General features: G+C 62.2%; 17 protein-coding genes and 2 pseudogenes. 16 read left to right on the top strand and 3 right to left on the bottom strand.

Annotated elements, in window-relative coordinates; genetic code table 11:
• Window positions 1-47: 47 nt before the first annotated feature.
• Both ACFOYU_RS00295 and ACFOYU_RS00290 read right to left on the bottom strand, forming a co-directional pair.
• Window positions 48-656, bottom strand: a pseudogene (locus ACFOYU_RS00295) (alpha/beta hydrolase); the annotation flags it as partial.
• Window positions 657-752: 96 nt separating this feature from the next.
• Window positions 753-1,685 carry a ring-cleaving dioxygenase gene (locus tag ACFOYU_RS00290; protein WP_377032018.1) on the bottom strand — a complete coding sequence of 311 codons (933 nt, stop codon included), beginning with the start codon at window positions 1,683-1,685 and terminating at the stop codon, window positions 753-755.
• A 189-nt stretch (window positions 1,686-1,874) separates the two neighbouring features.
• Here ACFOYU_RS00290 and ACFOYU_RS00285 point away from each other — a divergent pair, with 189 nt between their 5' ends.
• The 12 genes from ACFOYU_RS00285 (at window position 1,875) to ACFOYU_RS00230 (ending at window position 13,616) form a co-directional block, all read left to right on the top strand.
• The gene (locus tag ACFOYU_RS00285; RefSeq protein WP_377032017.1) at window positions 1,875-2,312 is read left to right on the top strand and encodes a DoxX family protein; all 438 of its coding nucleotides are present in this window, start codon (window positions 1,875-1,877) and stop codon (window positions 2,310-2,312) included.
• 69 nt (window positions 2,313-2,381) lie between these two features.
• Window positions 2,382-3,338, top strand: coding sequence for a LysR family transcriptional regulator (locus ACFOYU_RS00280; protein ID WP_377032016.1), 957 nt, complete (start codon window positions 2,382-2,384; stop codon window positions 3,336-3,338).
• A 194-nt stretch (window positions 3,339-3,532) separates the two neighbouring features.
• Window positions 3,533-5,119 (top strand): sensor histidine kinase, encoded by a 1,587-nt coding sequence (locus tag ACFOYU_RS00275; protein ID WP_377032015.1) that lies wholly within the window; start codon window positions 3,533-3,535, stop codon window positions 5,117-5,119.
• 11 nt (window positions 5,120-5,130) lie between these two features.
• Complete coding sequence (locus ACFOYU_RS00270; protein ID WP_377032014.1) at window positions 5,131-5,757, top strand: response regulator transcription factor; 627 nt, start codon at window positions 5,131-5,133, stop codon at window positions 5,755-5,757.
• Between the two features lie 131 nt (window positions 5,758-5,888).
• Entirely contained in the window at window positions 5,889-6,290 is a 402-nt protein-coding gene (locus tag ACFOYU_RS00265; RefSeq protein ID WP_377032035.1) for a response regulator transcription factor, read from the top strand.
• Window positions 6,291-6,433: 143 nt separating this feature from the next.
• Window positions 6,434-7,108: a hydrolase gene (locus ACFOYU_RS00260; RefSeq protein ID WP_377032013.1), complete on the top strand. Its 675-nt coding sequence runs from the start codon at window positions 6,434-6,436 to the stop codon at window positions 7,106-7,108.
• A gap of 117 nt (window positions 7,109-7,225) precedes the next feature.
• Window positions 7,226-7,504 (top strand): XapX domain-containing protein, encoded by a 279-nt coding sequence (locus tag ACFOYU_RS00255; protein WP_377032012.1) that lies wholly within the window; start codon window positions 7,226-7,228, stop codon window positions 7,502-7,504.
• A 67-nt stretch (window positions 7,505-7,571) separates the two neighbouring features.
• Window positions 7,572-9,536 carry an amidohydrolase gene (locus ACFOYU_RS00250; protein WP_377032011.1) on the top strand — a complete coding sequence of 655 codons (1,965 nt, stop codon included), beginning with the start codon at window positions 7,572-7,574 and terminating at the stop codon, window positions 9,534-9,536.
• Window positions 9,537-9,548: 12 nt separating this feature from the next.
• Entirely contained in the window at window positions 9,549-9,974 is a 426-nt protein-coding gene (locus ACFOYU_RS00245) for a DoxX family protein (protein WP_377032010.1), read from the top strand.
• Window positions 9,971-11,605, top strand: coding sequence for an MFS transporter (locus ACFOYU_RS00240; protein ID WP_377032009.1), 1,635 nt, complete (start codon window positions 9,971-9,973; stop codon window positions 11,603-11,605). Before ACFOYU_RS00245 ends, ACFOYU_RS00240 begins: the two co-directional genes overlap by 4 nt.
• Window positions 11,606-11,761: 156 nt before the next feature.
• Window positions 11,762-12,598 carry an alpha/beta fold hydrolase gene (locus ACFOYU_RS00235; RefSeq protein WP_377032008.1) on the top strand — a complete coding sequence of 279 codons (837 nt, stop codon included), beginning with the start codon at window positions 11,762-11,764 and terminating at the stop codon, window positions 12,596-12,598.
• A 319-nt stretch (window positions 12,599-12,917) separates the two neighbouring features.
• Window positions 12,918-13,616: an IS6 family transposase gene (locus ACFOYU_RS00230; protein WP_377032007.1), complete on the top strand. Its 699-nt coding sequence runs from the start codon at window positions 12,918-12,920 to the stop codon at window positions 13,614-13,616.
• A gap of 346 nt (window positions 13,617-13,962) precedes the next feature.
• On the opposite strand, the pseudogene ACFOYU_RS00225 reads toward ACFOYU_RS00230, so the two are convergent.
• Window positions 13,963-14,340: pseudogene (locus ACFOYU_RS00225) on the bottom strand (transposase); the annotation flags it as partial.
• A gap of 324 nt (window positions 14,341-14,664) precedes the next feature.
• Between ACFOYU_RS00225 and ACFOYU_RS00220 the strand changes: the two are divergent.
• The 4 genes from ACFOYU_RS00220 to ACFOYU_RS00205 form a co-directional block, all read left to right on the top strand.
• On the top strand, window positions 14,665-15,930 hold the full coding sequence (locus tag ACFOYU_RS00220) for a serine hydrolase domain-containing protein (protein ID WP_377032006.1): 1,266 nt from the start codon (window positions 14,665-14,667) through the stop codon (window positions 15,928-15,930).
• Between the two features lie 528 nt (window positions 15,931-16,458).
• On the top strand, window positions 16,459-16,710 hold the full coding sequence (locus tag ACFOYU_RS00215) for an alpha/beta fold hydrolase (RefSeq protein ID WP_377032005.1): 252 nt from the start codon (window positions 16,459-16,461) through the stop codon (window positions 16,708-16,710).
• Between the two features lie 292 nt (window positions 16,711-17,002).
• Window positions 17,003-17,335, top strand: coding sequence for a PilZ domain-containing protein (locus ACFOYU_RS00210; protein ID WP_377032004.1), 333 nt, complete (start codon window positions 17,003-17,005; stop codon window positions 17,333-17,335).
• Window positions 17,336-17,681: 346 nt separating this feature from the next.
• A partial coding sequence (locus tag ACFOYU_RS00205) for a cache domain-containing protein (protein WP_377032003.1) occupies window positions 17,682-18,370 on the top strand: 689 nt, incomplete at its 3' end.

Below are 18,370 nucleotides of genomic sequence, written 5' to 3'. Positions count from 1 at the left end.
TCGGGCGGACCCGAAGGCCCGCCCTCCGGAGTACGTTGGAGTTGGTCGATCCAGATTTTGGTGAGGGCGATGTCGGTCTGCGACAGCGCATGCCCCGTTGGAAGCACCTGGTGCTGGACGGAGGCGCCGGCGCCCTTCAGCAGCGACGCCAGTCGCTTGGCGTTGTCCGCCGGCACAATGGGATCGGATGCACCAGAGACGATCAGCACCGGCTTGCCGCTCAGGTTGGCCGCCGGCGGCTCCTGCAGCGGCACCATCGCCCGCACCAGGGCGGCTCCAGCCAGCGCCTCAGGCCTGAGCTGAAGCACGGCCGCGGCGATGTTGGCGCCATTGGAGAAGCCGATCGCAATCGGCTCTGCCAGACTATAGGCCTCCCGCGCCTCGGCGACGAAGTCGGCGAGCTCGTGGGCGCGGCGGCGCACGTCCTCCTCGTCGAACACGCCCTCGCGCAGGCGGCGGAAGAAGCGCCGCATGCCGCCCTCCAGCACCTTGCCGCGCGGTGACAGGAGGGCTGAGCCAGGGGAGAGCATCGGCCCGAGCGGCAACAGGTCGTCCTCGTTGCCACCGGTGCCATGCAGAAGCAGGAGCGGCGGCCGGCCCGGCGCCGGGGCCGGCGTGAAGCGATGGATGAACGGGAGTTCGGTCGTCGTAGTCATGGCAACCTCGATCAGGGCCTTGGCAGCCCTGCCAATGCGGAAAGGGAAAGGTCCCTGCGCCCGGATCGGTCGGGCGCAGGGTGGGTTGGCGTTGGGTCAGGCGACCTTGGGCAGGACCGCTTCGATCTGCTCGCGGTTCGGCTCCAGGAAGCGGGGCAGCTTCAGGGCCCGGCCGAGGGATTCGGCCGGCTCGTCGGCTGCAAAGCCCGGCGCGTCGGTGGCGATCTCGAACAGCAGGCCGCCCGGCTCGCGGAAGTAGACGGCGCGGAAGTAGTCGCGGTCCTTCTGCTCCGTCGTGCGGATGCCGTGGTTCTCGGCGAGCTTTCGGACCATCTCCGCCTGCGCCGCATCATCGGTCGCCCGGAAGGCGATGTGGTGGACCGTGCCGGCGCCCGGACGACCCGGCAGGAAACCACCCGCCTCGCGCAGGTCGACGATGCCGCCCAGCGCTGTGTCCCCGGCCTTGTACCGAACCAGCGAACCCTCGCGGGCCACCTCGGTGAAGCCGAACACATCCGTCAGGATGGCTCCGGTCGGAGCCGCCATGTCCAGCAGCAGGCTGGCGCTGTGGAAGCCGCGGATCGCATGCTCGACCGGGATGTCGCCGGTGCTCCAGGCCGTCTCGGCCTCGATGCCAGGCACGGCCACCAAGGCCAGCCGCATGCCATCGGGATCCTTGAAGGCCAGGACAGTCTCGCCGAAGCGCTTCTGCGGCACCTCATGCGCCACGCCCTTCTCGATCAGCCGGTGCGTCCAGTAGCTGATGGCGCCTTCAGGCACCCGGAAGACCGTCTCCTGTGTCTCCCCGATCCCAAGCCGGCCCGGAGCGGCATGCTCCCACGGGAAGAACGTCAGGATTGTGCCCGGTTGGCCGGCCTCGTCACCGTAGTAGAAGTGGTAGGTGCCGGGATCGTCGAAGTTGACGGTCTTCTTGACCAGGCGCAGGCCGAGCGTGCGGGTGTAAAAGTCGAGGTTGCGCTGGGCCAGGCCCGCGATGGCGGTGATGTGGTGGATGCCGTTCCGACGCATGGTCTTTTCCTCCGAAGGGGCTCCATCGCCCCTGTTGCTGCATCAGAGATACGCCGGTCCGGCCCAAACGCCATGGGCTTTCGATTGCACCCATGCAATATCAAAGCTGCTTTCCAGTCTGTTGCATTGCGACAGTGAAAGGATCAGCTTTGCCGTTATCGGACCAGATCCGGTCCCGGAGACAGACCCATGATCGACACTCGCCTTGCCCCCTATGGCGCCTTCACCCTGCGTGCCGCCCTCGGCATCATGTTTATCGCCCATGCGTATCTGAAGATCGCCGTGTTCACGATGCCGGGCTTCGCCGGTTTCCTCGACCAGGTCGGCTACCCCGCCTTCCTTGCATGGCCGATCATCCTAGCGGAGCTGATCGGCGGCCTCGCCATCCTGACCGGCTTCTACGCCCGCGTCGTCTCGGTCGCGCTGCTGCCGGTCCTGCTCGGCGCTGCCCTCATCCACGCGCCGAACGGCTGGGTGTTCAACGCCCCGAACGGCGGCTGGGAGTATCCCGCGTTCCTCGCGGCGGCAGCCCTCGCCCACATCCTGATCGGCGACGGCGCCTTCGCCCTGAAACCCGTCGCCGTCCCGAACAGCCCCAAGGCGACTCTCCGTCCGCGGATCGGCTGAAGGACCTTGCCTCATGAGCTGCCGACGCCGAAACTGCGCCGGCAGCCGTAATGCGTCCGGGAGAGCACCGTGGGCGAACCGTTCAAGAACCTTGCCTGGGACGACTTCCGCCTGATCAAGGCCATCGCCGATGTCCGCAACCTTCCCGCTGCGGCGGCCCTCCTCGGGATCAATCATTCCACGGTCTTCCGCCGCCTCGCTCAGATCGAGGAGGCGCTCGGGGCCAAGCTCTTCGAGCGCCACCGCAGCGGCTACACCCTCACCACGCCCGGCGAGGAGATGGTCGCCTTGGCCCAGCGGGTGGACGACGACATCACGGCCTTCACGCGCAAGATGGCCGGACGGGAGATCGCGCCCGCTGGCGAACTGCGCGTGACCACCAACGACTCACTCCTGGTCCACCTGCTGACACCCCTGCTCGGAAAATTCCGGAAGATGCATCCCAACATGCGCCTGGATGTGGTCCTCGCGAACCAGGAGTTGAATCTGTCGAAACGGGATGCCGACGTGGCGATCCGCGCCACCGACACTCCTCCCGAGAACCTTGTCGGCCGACGGGCCGCCACGATCGCCTGGGCGCTCTATGGCCGCGCGGACGATTTCCCTGACCCTGAGTCTATCGACCCGGAGAGCCTGTACGAACGCGATTGGGTGTCCCTGGGTGACAACCTGGCGATACTGAAAGCCGTAAGGTTCGTGCACGAGCATGTGCCGCCGGAGCGGATTGGGTACAAGGTCAACACGGTGCTCGGACTGGCCGAGGCCGTCGAGGAGGGGCTCGGCATCAGTCATCTTCCCTGCTTCATCGGGGATGCCCGGCCGGAGCTTGTCCGACTGGGTCCGTTCAATCCTGACTTCTCGGCCGGTCTTTGGCTCCTCACCCATCCCGATCTGCGCCAATCCCCACGTGTCCGGGTATTCCTCGACTTCCTAGCGGCAGAGATCGCCAAGAAGCGCAGGCGCATCGAAGGGCAGGATGACCCGCGCCAGTCATCGGGCGATGCAGTGAGCCCGACGCCCCGATGATCAGGGCTGGAGCCCCACGGCTTGGTGCCGGCAATCCGGTTGACATCGTGGCCCGACTCCTGAACGTCTGTCATCCGCAAGCCCCGACATAGACCTAAATGTCGAGCTCATATTTCTTGGGTGTCTAGCAACTCCTTCCATTCAAAAGGTATTTCTCGTAAATATCCCGCAACCGTAAGAATTGCGACGCGTTGATGATTGAAGCGCAAGGCCAGCACCCTTTCCTTTTGTCGACCGCGGCGCCCAACCGAAGCCAACGGCGGCTCGCAGTGGGCATCGTTGCCGCTCTGATGGCGGCGATGCTGTTTTCCGCACCCGTCGCCCGCGTTAACCTTCCGGGAACCGAGATCCTGATCCCAGCCTACGCGGCGGCAGCGCTCCTCGTCGAGTTGCTCACGTCAGCCCTTCTCTTCGCTCTCTTCTCGATCGACCGTTCGCGGGCCATACTCATCCTGGCGACCGGCTATCTCCTCTCGGGCCTGCTGGCGATGCCATGGGCCCTGAGCTTCCCCGGGGTGTTCACGACGCTTGGGATCGAACCAAACCTCCAGATCACGGCCGTTATCGCGGCAGCGCGGCGTCTCGGATTCGCCCTCTCCGTCCTCGCTTTCACGCTTATGAGGGATAAGAAGGACTGGGACCAATCATGGAAGGTCTCTGGTCGCGCCATCCTGGGCTGGATCGCCCTTGTTGCCACCCTGACATCGGTCTTGACCCTCGCCGTGGTCCTGCGTGCGGAGAACCTTCCAACCTTCATGCTTAATACGCGCGAGGTGACCCCGCTCTGGCACGTTGTTCCCGCGGCATCAGTGGCGATTTATCTGACCAGCCTCGCGGTGCTTTGGACTCGGCTGCGTTCGACGCTCGATCTGTGGCTGATGGTGGTGCTCGGCACGCTACTGATCGAGATCCTCCTGATCTCATATCTCGGCGGCGCCACGCGGCTGAGCGTCGGCTGGTGGGCAGGTCGCCTGTTTGGCCTGGCATCCGCCAGCGTGGTACTGCTGGTCCTCCTGTCCGAGACGACAGCCTTGCATGCTCAACTGGTTCGTTCCATCCGCTCTGAGCGCTTGGCCCGGGAGAGCCGGCTCACGGCCATGGAGGCACTATCGGCCTCGATCGCGCACGAGATCAACCAGCCACTGGCCAGCATGGTCACCAATGCCAGCGCTGGCCTGCGCTGGCTCGACAATGACGTGCCACGCGTCGGGGAGGCGCGATCCGCCTTGGAGCGGGTGGTGCGCGATGGTCATCGCGCCCGCGATGTGGTCAATGGCATCAGAAATCTCTTCAGAACGGACACCCGGGAGCGAGCTCCAATCGACCTGAACCGTCTCATCGAGAGTGTCCTGTTGCGGACCGAGGAGGAGGCGCGCCTTAGGCGTGTCTCGATACGGACCCATCTTGAGGGAGCACTTCCCGTCACAGTCAACCCGATGCAAATGGAACAGGTCATCTTGAACCTGATCGCAAACGCCGTTGATGCATTGAGTTCCGTCACCGACCGTCCCCGGATCATCAAGGTCAGCTCCCGTTCGGGAGAGGGAGAGGTCCTGGTGACGGTGGAGGATAACGGCCCGGGCATCGCATCCGACCTTTGGGACCGAATCTTCGATCCGTTCTTCAGCACAAAGCCGGAGGGCATGGGCATGGGGCTGATGTTCAGCCGATCCATCATCGAAGACCACGGCGGGCGGCTATGGGCGACTGACAATATCCCGCACGGCGCAGTCTTCCACCTCACACTGCCATGCAACATTGTATCGGACATTCGCCATTGAGGATCAATCCGATGAACAAGAGGGGGTCGATCGTCTACGTTATTGATGATGACGTCTATGTCCGCGAGTCGATCGAGGACCTACTTCGCTCAGTCGGTCACGAGGTGCGCTCCTACGGTTCGGTCGAGGCGTTCCTGGATGATAACCGCATCGACCTCCCCACCTGCCTCGTTCTCGATGTCCGCCTGCCTGACACCAGCGGGCTTGAGTTCCAGCGATTGCAGGAATCCATCGGCATCAGGTTTCCGATCGTGTTTATCACCGGCCACGGTGACATCCCGATGTCGGTGGCCGCCATGAAGGCAGGGGCGATCGAGTTCCTCACCAAGCCGTTCCGAGATCAGGACCTGCTCGATGCAGTCCATGTGGGGATCGCCCTTGATCGCCGCCGCCGGGCAGACGAGGAGGCACTCACGGAGTTGCGGGCGAGATACACCTCGCTGACGCCGCGGGAGCAGGAGACGATGGCTTTAGTCGTGACCGGTATGTTGAACAAGCAGATCGCCGCTGAGTTGGGATTGAGCGAGATGACAGTGAAGGTCCATCGCGCCCAAGTCATGCGCAAGATGAACGCCCCCTCCCTCGCCGACCTTGTCCGGATTGCCGATAGTCTAAACGCGGCTACCGGAAAGGCGTAGACGCCCGCCACCACAGTTCGATTGAACTCATCCGCCCGCCCTTGCGATGATCAGCTCGGCGTTGGAATTGTCGCGCCGCCAGCCCGGGCTCAGGTCACATGATCTTCCGGGATTTTGTAAGGGGCCAGATGGTGGGCGACTTGCTGATCGCGATCGTGGATGATGATGAGTCCGCCCGCGATGCCACCGTCGATCTGGTCAAGGCATTGGGGTTTGCTGCTGCGGGATTCGACTCGGCGGCCGCGCTCCTGAGGTCGGAGGATCTGCACAAGATGGACTGCCTGATCACGGACGTGCGGATGCCTGGGATGGGCGGGTTTGAGCTTCATCGCGAATTGGCCGCGTCTGGTTTTACGATCCCGACCATCCTGATGACAGCCTATCCCGAGGACCACATCCGCCCACAGGCACTGGGGGAAGGCATCAAGTGCTACATCGCGAAGCCACTGGAGGCGGATGAGCTTCTATCGTGCATCCGATCGGCCGTCGATCATTCCGAAGGGCCTGTGGGTAAAGGATCCCAGGGGCAGTAACTCTGGCCCCAGTCGGGCAAGAACAGACCTCGTATCAGTCAACTTGCGTATCTGGCGGCACGGAGGAGGAGTGCTCCGGGCCTGAAGAAGCCTCCTGTCGCATCCCATGATGCCGCAGATCTTGCTCAACCAAGGAGAAGACCATGACCACCAATGCCACACCGACTCCCGGAGCACAGCTCGTCGCACCGAAGGACCACACGCTCATCATGATCGACTTCCAGTCGCAGATGTCGTTCGCGACCAAGTCGATTGATGCGGTGATGCTGCGCAACAACGCGGCGCTCGTCGCCCACGCCGCGGCGGGTTTCGGTGTATCGACCATCCTGACGACGGTGGCCGAGAAGAGCTTCTCTGGGCCAATGTTCACTGAGATTACCGACGCGTTCCCAGGGCAGGCTCTTCTCGACCGCACGTCGATGAACACCTGGGAAGATGCCGCCGTGATCGAACGCATCAACGAGATCGGCAAGAACCGGATCGTGCTGTCGGGTCTGTGGACGTCGGTCTGCATCGTTGGCCCGGCCTTGTCGGCGATCGATCAGGGCTTTGAGGTCTACGTCATTGCCGATGCTTGCGGCGACGTCTCGGAGGAGGCGCATGAACGGGCAATGGAGCGAATGATCCAGGCAGGCGCCAGACCCATGACATCCTTGCAGTACCTGCTCGAACTTCAGCGCGACTGGGCTCGTACCGACACCTACGACATGACCACCGGGATCGCGAAAAGGTTCGGCGGCGCCTATGGGCTCGGCATCATCTACGCCAAGACAATGTTCGGCGCGAGCGAGGGCTCCCACGCTCAGGCCGCGGAATAATCTGGTTCAGGGGTGGTTTGTCTAAGCCTGTCAGACCATGAACCAGCCTCTGCGCGAGTTGGCGGTGCATCAATGCCGATGCGCCGCTCTCCCCAAGCATACATTAGGGAGGATGCAATGAGAATCTACCTCATGTCGCTTGGGGCCGGCCTCCTGGTTGGCGTCATCTACAGCATGCTGAACGTGCGCTCTCCGGCGCCGCCCGTGGTCGCCTTGATTGGCCTGCTCGGCATCCTCGTCGGAGAGCAGATCCCGCCGCTACTCAAGGGCATCTGGCAGAAGGAATCGCCAGCAGAATCCTGGCTGCATCAGGTCCGTCCGCACGTCTTCGGCCACCTGCCGCAAGGCGGCAGGCTGACCGGACGGGCAGGTGATGGGCAGAGTAAGGCATCATGAGTCCGCGCCGCTTCACCCTTCCCAACCATCGGAAGTGCATAAGATCGCGCTCTGCTGGAGAACTGCAATGGTGAGCTCCCTCAATCGACGCAGCGTCGTCAACGGGCTTGGCGCATTGGCGACCGGGCTTTCATTTCCGGAATGGACCGAGGCGCAATCCATGAACACGTCCGCTGATCTCATCCTTCATAATGGCAAGATCACGACCCTCGACCGCCAGCAGCCTGAAGCATCGGCGCTGCTCATCCGGTACGGACGCTTCGCGGCCGTCGGTGACGAGCAGGAGGTGATGCCTCTCGCCGGACCGACCACGCAGCGGATCGACCTCAAGGGCCGCCGCGTCATTCCGGGCCTGATCGACAGCCACATGCACATCATCCGTGGCGGCCTCAACTACAACATGGAGCTGCGCTGGGACGGCGTCCGCTCCCTGGCCGACGCCATGCGGATGCTCAAAGAACAGGTAGACCGGACGCCGGCGCCGCAGTGGGTGCGCGTGGTCGGCGGCTTCACCGAACATCAATTCGCCGAGAAGCGTCTGCCGACGCTCGATGAGATCAATGCAGTCTCGCCTGACACGCCCGTCTTCATCCTCCACCTGTATGACCGTGCACTGCTCAACGGCGCGGCCTTGCGGGCCGTCGGCTATACCAAGGACACGCCAAACCCGCCCGGCGGCGAGATCCAGCGGGATGCGAACGGCAACCCCACGGGCCTGCTGATCGCCAGGCCCAATGCCACCATCCTCTATGCCACTCTTGCCAAGGGCCCAAAACTCCCGCCAGAGTACCAGAAGAACTCCTCGCGTCACTTCATGCGTGAGGTGAACCGCCTCGGAGTGACCGGCGTGATCGACGCCGGCGGCGGCTTCCAGAACTATCCGGACGACTACCGGATCATCGAGGAGCTCCACCGCGAGGGCCAGCTCACGGTGCGCCTTGCCTACAACCTGTTCACCCAGAAGCCGAAGGAAGAACTCAAGGACTTCGACAGCTGGTCGAAGCAAGTCAAGCCAGGCCAGGGTGACGATCTCTACCGCCACAACGGTGCCGGCGAGATGCTGGTCTACTCCGCTGCCGACTTCGAGGACTTCAAGGTCGAACGGCCCGAGATGCCCCCCAACATGGAAGGCGATCTGGAGCCGGTCGTCAGCCTGCTGGTCGAGAACCGCTGGCCCTGGCGGCTGCACGCCACCTACAATGAGACCATCACGCGGGCGCTCGACGTGTTCGAGAAGGTGAACCGCGAGATACCCTTCGACGGCCTGCACTGGTTCTTCGATCATGCCGAGACCATCGACGACCGCAACATCGACCGCATTGCAGCCCTTGGCGGCGGCATCGCGGTCCAGCACCGGATGGCGTTCCAGGGCGGGGACTTTGTCGAGCGCTACGGCAACAAGGCGGCTGAGCACACGCCGCCCGTCAAGCGCATGCTTGACGCCGGCGTGCCGGTCGGCGCCGGCACGGACGCCACCCGCGTCGCCTCCTACAATCCCTGGATCTCCCTGTCCTGGCTCGTGACGGGCAGGACGCTGGGAGGGCTGACGCTCTATCCAGCAGCCAATCGCCTCGACCGTGAAAGTGCCCTGCGGCTGTGGACCGAGGCCAACACCTGGTTCTCGAACGAGGCCGGCAAGAAAGGTCAGATCCGGCAAGGCCAACTGGCCGATCTGGCGGTGCTCTCCGATGACTACTTTGCCGTGCCGGAGGATGCGATCCAGGACATCACGTCGGTTCTGACACTGTTGGGCGGCAAGCCCGTGCATGGCGACGCCGAGTTCAAGGATCTCGCTCCTTCGCTGCCCCCACCCATGCCGGATTGGTCGCCGGTGCGGAGCTATGGCGGCTACCAGCAGCGGGCCGGCAATGACGAGGCTCGCAAGTATGCCTTCGCGGCGGCGGCTTGCGCTTGCGCCAACTCCTGCGGCGTGCATGGCCATTCCCATGCCAGCGCCTGGAGCGCCAACACGCCCACATCCGATGTGCGCTCATTCTGGAGCGTGCTCGGCTGCTCCTGCTGGGCCTTTTGAGGGAGGTGTGCCATGCATGACGTCACCGTCCCCCGCCCTATCGCCCAGGTGCTGGCCGTGCCCGGCGCCGCCTTCATCGCCCGGCTTGCGCTGGCCTCGCCGTTCCTGATTAGCGGCGTCATCAAGCTGGTCGACTTTGCCGGCACAACCGGGGAGGTTGCGGATCTCGAGTTGCAACCAGCCGTTCTCGTCGCTGCGTCCGTCATCGTCACGCAACTCGGCGGCTCGGTCCTATTCCTGACGCGCCGCTTCTGCTGGCTCGGAGCCGGCATCCTCGCCGTGTTCACGGCTCTCGCAACGTTCCTGGCGCATCCATTCTGGATGTTCGAGGGTCCGGATCGGGGCCGCCAGACCGCCACCTTCTTTGAGCATGTTGCCATCGTCGGCGGCTTGGCCGTATCAGCCCTGTTCGTCAACGGCGCAGGGCCACGCCAATGAGTGGAACCGGAACCACCATGGCCGATGGGGCCGCCCCTCCTCCCGGGACCTTCGCACCGCTGCACCACCGCCTATTCGCGGTGATCTGGGCCGCTACCGTGCTCGGCAACATCGGCACCTTCATGCGCGATGTCTCCTCCTCCTGGCTCGTCACGGACCTGTCGGCCTCGCCCGCCGCCGTTGCGATGATCCAGGCGGCTGGGACGCTTCCCGTCTTTCTCTTCTCCATTCCCGCCGGCGTCCTGTCGGACATCCTTGACCGCCGCCGCTTCCTGGTCATGATCCAGGTCGGCCTCGGCCTCGTCAGCTCCACTCTCGCCCTCTTGGCCTGGACCGGCAATGTCACGGTGGAGAGCCTAGTCCTGCTCACCTTCCTCGGTGGCACAGGGGCTGCGCTGGCGACCCCTGCCTGGCAGGCGATTACGCCGGAGCTGGTGCCCAAAGCCGACATCAAGGGAGCTGTCGCGCTCAATTCGCTTGGCATTAACATCGCCCGCTCCATCGGTCCGGCGCTTGGCGGGTTCGTCCTGGCGGCGCTCGGCGCGGCGGCGGTCTACGGCATCGATGTGCTCACCTATGCAATCGTTAGTGCCGCCCTCCTGTGGTGGCGGCGGGAGGCCGATGCCGAAGCCGGTCTGCGTGAGCATTTTGGTGGAGCCCTGCGGGTAGGCTTCCGTTATGCCTGCGCCAGCCGCAGCCTGCACCGGATTCTTTGGCGCACGGTTCTGTTCTTCGGCTCTGCCAGCGCGGCCTGGGCGTTGCTGCCACTCGTGGCCCGCCAGGAGATCGGCGGCGGCCCAGGCTTTTATGGTCTCCTGCTCGGCAGCGTCGGAGCCGGAGCGATCTGCGGCGCCCTTGTGATGCCCCGCGCCCGGGCGCGCCTAGGTCAGGACGGTTTGGTTTTGGCCGCAACCGTGGTCACCGCAGGCGCGACTATCCTTCTTGCGTTGACGGACCTCGAAGTCGTGGGCCTGCTCGCGACCTTCGTGCTCGGGACGGCCTGGATCACGATGCTGACCACCCTCAATGGAACCATGCAGGCCATCCTGCCGAATTGGATTCGGGGCCGTGGCTTGGCGATCTATCTCACGGCTTTCAACGGCGCCATGGCGGCGGGGAGCCTGGGTTGGGGTCTCGTGGCCCAGGAGACCGGCACAGACGCGGCCCTGATCGGCGCCGGCGCCGCTCTGGCCCTGAGCGGACTCCTGGCCCATCGAGCATCGCTGCCGGAAGGCGAAGGCGACCTCACGCCCTCCCTGCATTGGCCTGAGCCAGCCATCGCTGAGCCGGTCGCACAAGATCGCGGCCCAGTGATGATCATGATCACCTACCGGATCCTCCCGCAGGATCGTGCGGGCTTCCTCACCGCCCTCTACCGGCTCTCCGAGGAGCGGCGCAGGGACGGGGCCTATGCCTGGGGCATCTCCGAGGACGCCGCCGATCCGGAACGCCTAGTGGAGTGGTTCTTCGTCGAGTCCTGGGCCGAACACCTGCGCCAGCATAGGCGCGTATCGAAGAGCGACGCCGACATCCAGTCCCAGGCGCGCCGATTCCACCAGGGACCGGACGAGCCCTTGGTCCAGCACTTCCTCGGCGTCGACAAGCCGCGCGGGAAGCCCACCACAACCTGACCCAGGAGAAGTCCCGATGTCCGGCTCCCCTCGTTCTCCCATCTCCCTGACCCGCCGTGACAGTTGGCGGCGGCAGCGGCCTTCACCGCTTCCCTCGCACTGCCGGGTTCACCGGAAGCGGCCACACCACCAACCCCACCGAAAGGAGCGCTCACCATGGCGACGATCACCTCCAAGGACGGCACGGAAATCTTCTACAAGGACTGGGGTCCGAAGGATGCCCAGCCGATCATGTTCCACCACGGCTGGCCTCTTAGTTCCGACGATTGGGACGCACAGATGCTGTTCTTCCTTCAGCATGGCTATCGCGTCGTCGCCCATGACCGTCGAGGACACGGCCGCTCGGCCCAGGTCAGCGAAGGCCACGACATGGACCATTACGCCGCCGATGCCTTCGCGGTTGTCGAAGCACTCGACTTGAAGAACGTTGTCCACATCGGCCACTCGACGGGCGGCGGCGAGGTTGCCCGCTATGTGGCCAAGCACGGCGAGCCCGCGGGCCGCGTCGCTAAGGCGGTATTGGTGAGCGCCGTTCCACCGCTGATGCTCAAGACTGAGAGGAATCCGGAAGGCTTGCCGATCGAGGTGTTCGACGGTTTTCGCAAGGGTGTCGCCGACAACCGGGCCCAGCTCTTCCTCGACGTGGCCACGGGACCGTTCTACGGGTTCAACCGGGAGGGCGCCAAGGTATATCCGGGTGTGATCCAGAACTGGTGGCGCCAGGGCATGATCGGCTCGGCCAAGGCGCACTATGATGGCATCAAAGCCTTCTCGGAGACTGACCAGACAGAAGATCTTAAGGCGATCTCGGTGCCGACGCTCGTCATGCATGGTGATGACGACCAGATCGTCCCGATCGCCGACTCCGCGCTCAAGTCCGTAAAGCTTCTGAGAAACGGCATGCTCAAGGTCTATAAGGGCTATCCACATGGAATGCTGACGACTCATGCCGACGTCATCAACCCGGATCTGCTCGCCTTCGTGAAAGGCTGAGCCTCCACCCGCCATCTTCGGACCAGGTTCATCTTTGGAGTATCCAATGNACCGCCGCTTGGCCAAGGACTGGGAGGGCCTGCCGTCGACCACCGAGACGTGGATTTATCTCGCTATGTGCCGCCTCATGACCAAAAGATTAGTCCATGCCGCAGCTTAATTTCCAGACACCCTCTAGGCATTCCGGAGGTCCCATAGCCACCGCACCTGGCCGCCCTGTCACAGATCGCAGTAGCCACGGCGCCGGAGGGATATGTCGCAAACCCTTTGTTTCAGAGTTTCAGCTACTGCTCTCTGAGGTTAAGGGGCGGAGGGTGGCGTGTTCAAGGGTAGGCATGTCGATCGCTCCGTGATCCTGCTCTGCGTGCGCTGGTATTTGGCCTACAATCTCAGCCTCCGGAATCTGGAAGAGATGATGGCGGAGCGTGGCATCTCCGTTGATCACGCAACGGTCGGCCGATGGGTCGACCGTTACTCGCCCGAACTGCTGGAGCGCTTCACTCGACGCAAGCGACCCGTCACCCGGAGATGGCATGTCGACGAAACCTACATCAAGGTCCGGGGTCAGTGGTGCTATCTGTATCGCGCGATTGACGGCAACGGCGATACGGTCGAATTCTGGCTCAGTGAGCGGCGCAATCTGACCGCCGCCAAGCAATTCCTGAGCCGAGCCCTCAGGCGGCATGGCCGGCCAGAGCGGATCGTTATCGACGGCAGCCAGACCAATCGGGAAGCCATCCTGTCGTGTGATGCGGAGAGCCGGCTCCAGGACCATTCAAGACGCAGGCTCAAACCGATCAAGATCCGGCAAAGCGCCTGTCTCAATAATCGTCTCGAGCAGGATCAACGGGCTATCAAGCGGCGGGTTCGCCCGATGATGGGGTTCAAGTCCCTGAACAGCGCTCGCGTGATCCTGGGCGGTATCGAAATGGTGCACATGATGCGAAAGGGACAGGCGAAATATGCCTGCGCTCCGCAATCCTCACTCGCTGAGCAGTTCGAGCGGCTCGCCGAATAGGCGAGTACGAACTGCGCTTAGATCTTTCTGTCCGCAGTCAAAAATTGCGANGGTGCACATGATGCGAAAGGGACAGGCGAAATATGCCTGCGCTCCGCAATCCTCACTCGCTGAGCAGTTCGAGCGGCTCGCCGAATAGGCGAGTACGAACTGCGCTTAGATCTTTCTGTCCGCAGTCAGAAATTGCGACAGAGCCCGAGCAGGAGCTCTCAGGGCTGCGGATCGACAATCAGACTTTGCAAGAGGAGGTCGAGCGGCTGCGCCTCGACAACGGTAACCTGCAATTTGCCAACCAGGCCCTGAAAGGGCCAGCGCAAGATCTGTTCCTGATTATACGCCGGCATTATCAACCAAAGACAGCTACTTTCGAGAGAAGGTTGATCCCACCGGCTTTCATCCGCCGCATCTCGCGTCCGATAGCGAAGCGAAACACCGCTGGAAGCTGCAGAGCAGGCGGCATTCTCGCCCACAAGGTCTTGGTCACCGCCCGTCCCTTGCGCGTTCGTCGCGGCGCCTGGCCCGTGACCATCCGCTGCGACCAGCGGAAACCGATCTCGTTGAAGTAGAGATACGCGTGATGCGGACTGATATGGTGAAACACGCCTGAGACCGTGCGGCGGATCTGATCATTGAAACCCTCGGCCGAGTTGATGTGAACCGGACCGCGGGCATACTCGCGGGCCCTATGGTGGACGGTGTCATGGCACGCAGAGGCGCTCCCCAAAGGGGTGGGAACAAGAATTGCTCCCAAACAATGGGTGGATGGCTCCCGCTCCTGACGGTGCCAAGACGAGCCCGTGTGTGGAACAGTTCTTGTTCCCACCCCAAATTAGACGGGGAAGGTGCGGGTCCGACTCCACAACATCTTACGGCACAATGGGCTGGTAGTTTCGCCATTGTACGTAATTCTCCGAACCTGACGCGTACGAAGCCTCGAGTTGTCGTGTCGTCGATCCCTCAGAGTATCTAGCCACGCGCCACGCCCGCACTAAGCTTTTATGTGCCGGCGCGAGCGAAGCCTTGTGGTCCGGAGACGGGAGGAAGAGGCATGAAAAGACGCATTCTTTTGTCGATGGCCGCCGTTCTGGCCATCGTACCGTTACAACTTTCATTTGCCACCGATAATGGACTTCAAGGCTTCTCGCAGGAGCGACTGGACCGGACCGCCCCTGTCATGAGGGCCGAAATCGAAAAGGGAACGATGCCGGGCGCCGTGACCTTAATTGCCCGGAACGGCGAGATCGTGCATTTCGAAGCCCATGGCTTCATCGACGCGGCGAAAGCCAAGCCGATGACCAAGGATGCTGTCTTTCGGGCATTCTCGATGACAAAACCCTTTGTTTCGGCGGCGGCAATGAAGCTTGTCGAGGAGGGCAAGATGAGCCTTCGGGATCCGATTTCTAATTGGATGCCCGAGTTCAAGCAGATGACTGTCTATACGGAACAGACGGATGACCGGGGCCGAACAACCCGGGTTGCGGTTCCGGCCAAGCGCCAGATTACGGTTCAAGATCTCCTGCGACACACCTCTGGCTTTACCTACGCAGGCAGCGCTCCCTTCCCGGAACTGAAGGAGGCTTATGACAAGGCGGAGATCGAGTCCCGGAACAGTGATCTTTCCCCCGAAGAGCTGATCAAGCGTCTCTCAACTATCCCGCTAGCCTATGAGCCTGGTACTCGATGGGAATACGGGGTTTCGACCGATGTTCTCGGGGTTCTGGTCGAACGGGTCTCGGGCAAACGACTGGACCATTACCTCGATGAGATCCTATTCAAACCTCTCAACATGAAGGACACCAGATTCCAGGCCACTCCTGAGCAGCTGCCGAAATTGGCCGATGCCCTGGGTAGCGATCCGCAGAAGGCGGATGCCTGGAAGTGGGTCCGCGTCGAAGAAGACCCCGGGAAGCGTTACCGGCTCGGCGGGGCGGGAACCGTGACTACGGCGGAGGATTATTTCCGCTTTGCGCAGATGATGCTCAACGGGGGTGAACTCGACGGGGTGCGGATCCTGTCACCTGAGACCGTTGAGTTTATGACTTCGGACCATATCGCAGGGTTGCAGGGCGCCCCCACGCCGACCACCGGCCCGGGCTATGGCTTCGGACTTGGCTTTGGCGTTCGCCTGCAGGAGGGACTGTCATGGGTGCCGGGCTCGACCGGTGACTACATGTGGGCCGGTGCCGGCGGGACGAGTTTCACCATCGATCCGAAGGAGAATATCGTCGGGGTCTTTATGGCAGCGGCGCCGTCCCCGCGGTTGCATACCCGGTTCCTGTTCAAGAACCTGCTCTATGGAGCTCTGGTCGATTGAGATTACGTTCGAGCCTCTGTTTTGCTCAGCCCCGCCCGGCATTGCCGGCCGGGGCCCTTCCTTTCGATTAAGCGACGCCAACCGCTCATGATGGGGCCGAATCCGAGCCGTGTCATTTGCGCCTAAGCTGCAGCAAAGGAACAAGAAATGCGATTGGGACATATACAATCCCGAAAATTCCTACCTCCGAATTGACGTCGCGCATCAGAGTACAAACTGTAACTTAGATACTCGATGGTCCATGCTTGGCGAGATCGAGACCTACTGTCGTCACATGCATTGGAGCGGCTCCCTGTCTGGCGCTGAGGCAATCACCCTATCTCATAGGGCGCTGCCGGGAGCAGGCGCCGTCCACTTCATCATTTATGGAATGCGAGGCTGTTTTCTGACAGATCTAGTCCGGAGGGCTTGCCCGGTGCACCCTTAAACGACGCGGATTTGGGTCATGGTGCAGGATGATCTATTGTTGCTTAGGCTTCGCCGCGGGATTAGGCTTAGCCCCACGTGCCATAGCTAGTTTTCAACAAGATGCAGACGACCTCGGGGATCGTGCCTGTTGGTACCGCGCGGATCGCGGCTGAGTGGGCCGACGACGGCCCACCGATTGTCTTCCTGCGTGCCGCAGTCGCGGACCGCCGGATGTGGCGTCACCAGCTTGCCGCGTTAGCCCCGAACTATCACGTGATCGCATTCGATCGCCGGGGCTTCGGTGAGATGCCCGCGGTCAATGAGGCCTACAGCCAAACGGCCGACCTGTTTGCCGTGATCGACCACCTATGAGGTGCTGAGGAGCGCTTTCCTGCAGCCGACAGCGGAATTCCCGCAGCAGCCGATCTGATCCGGAGTGCTTCACGCCGAGGTGGTAAGGGCGACGGGCGACACGCTGGTGCAGGCGCCACTCTTTCGAGCGAATGGCTCCGGGCCAAGGAGTATGGCGAAAAGCAAACCCGTGAGCTCTTGCGCCGTGTTCACAGCTCTCAGTACGGTATCGAGCTGAGATTGAACAATTGCCGTGCGAACCTCAAGTTAGCTTGTCGATTTTCATCCAGTGGGAACCCAGTCTGAGCACCGAATGATCGACCGACGCTTGAGCAAGCGCTTTCCGTCAATCCTCGAGGGGCGTATCAGGTCCACTCCCGACGCGACGCAGTTCTCCTGTACGATTCGCGACCTTTCAGAATCCGGAGCCCGCATCTGGTTTCCCGAACCAGCCAACCTTGGCGGTGAGTTCGAACTGGAGATCCCGAAACTGGGTCAGACCATGCGGGCTCGTCTGGTCTGGTCCAAAGGCAGGGAGCATGGCATCGAGTTTCTCGAGAGGCTCAGGAAGTCGGAGGGGGAGTCTATCCTCGACCTGCTGGAGCGGATCCAAAGAGAACCGCCAGTCAGCAACTCGGAAAGCTGAACTCTTTGTCTCAGGCCCTTCGAATATCCTCAGATGCCTTACTGATCTGAAACGGACCAGGAGAAACAAACGGAACCGAAACGCAGCATAGTAGCGCCCCACTCTGTCTTAATCTATCGTATAGCTCCAGTAGTATTCCGCTCTGGTGATTGTCGTTTAGCCGGTTAACCCTGAGTTATTTCTTTGATGCAACGGTGAAAAGCCTGATTTTTCGCGCCACAGGGGCGCGAGCCTCCTGCGGCGATGCAGGCGGGCCCACAAAGAAGAGATGACTGTCCAAAATCCCCCCGCTCGGAAGAGGGTAACGAGCATTCTGTCCAGTGTTACTGGCAGGTTCTATGCCGGAATGGCTGCTGGCATTCTGGCGTTGATTGCATTCTCGATCTACGGATCGATGACGATCTCGACGGTTCTGACGGAGCGCAAGCAGTCCGAACTCAAGAACCTGACCGATACGGCCATCAGCATTGTGGCCGATTACCATGCCCGTGCTGGCCGGGGGGAAATGACCGAGGAAGAGGCCCAGAAGCGCGCCTCCGAGGCTCTGCGGGTCATGCGCTACAGTGGGTCGGAGTACTTCTTCATCTTCAATTACAGCAACGTCAATCTGATGCATCCGGTCAACAAACAGCTCGAGGGCAAGGATCAGTCCGGTTTGAGAGACTCCACCGGCAAGTTCTTCACGAAGGACATGGTTGACGCGGCAAAACAGGGCGGAGGCTTTGTCTCGTACCTTTGGCCACGGCCCAATCAGACCGAGCCCTCTCCGAAGACGACCTATGCCGCGGCTTTTCCGAAGTGGGAATGGGTCATTGGGACCGGCGTGTATGTGGATGATCTGGCTGTTGCAAGTGCCGGTTATCGCAACGTGTTCCTCGCCTTTGTCGGTGTATCCGCTCTGGTTCTGATTGGCCTCGCGTTCGCTCTTGGCCGCAGCATCTCCAGGCCGATCAACAGGCTCACGAGCAACATGCGTTCTCTGGCGAACGGCGACCTTGCTGTGACCATTGACGGCACAAAGCGCAAGGATGAGAT

Source organism: Microvirga sp. GCM10011540, from assembly GCF_042650665.1.
Taxonomy (GTDB): Bacteria; Pseudomonadota; Alphaproteobacteria; order Rhizobiales; family Beijerinckiaceae; genus Microvirga; species Microvirga lenta.
The sequence above is the reverse complement of the archived record's forward strand: the minus strand, read 5'-3'. Positions and strand labels throughout refer to the sequence as shown.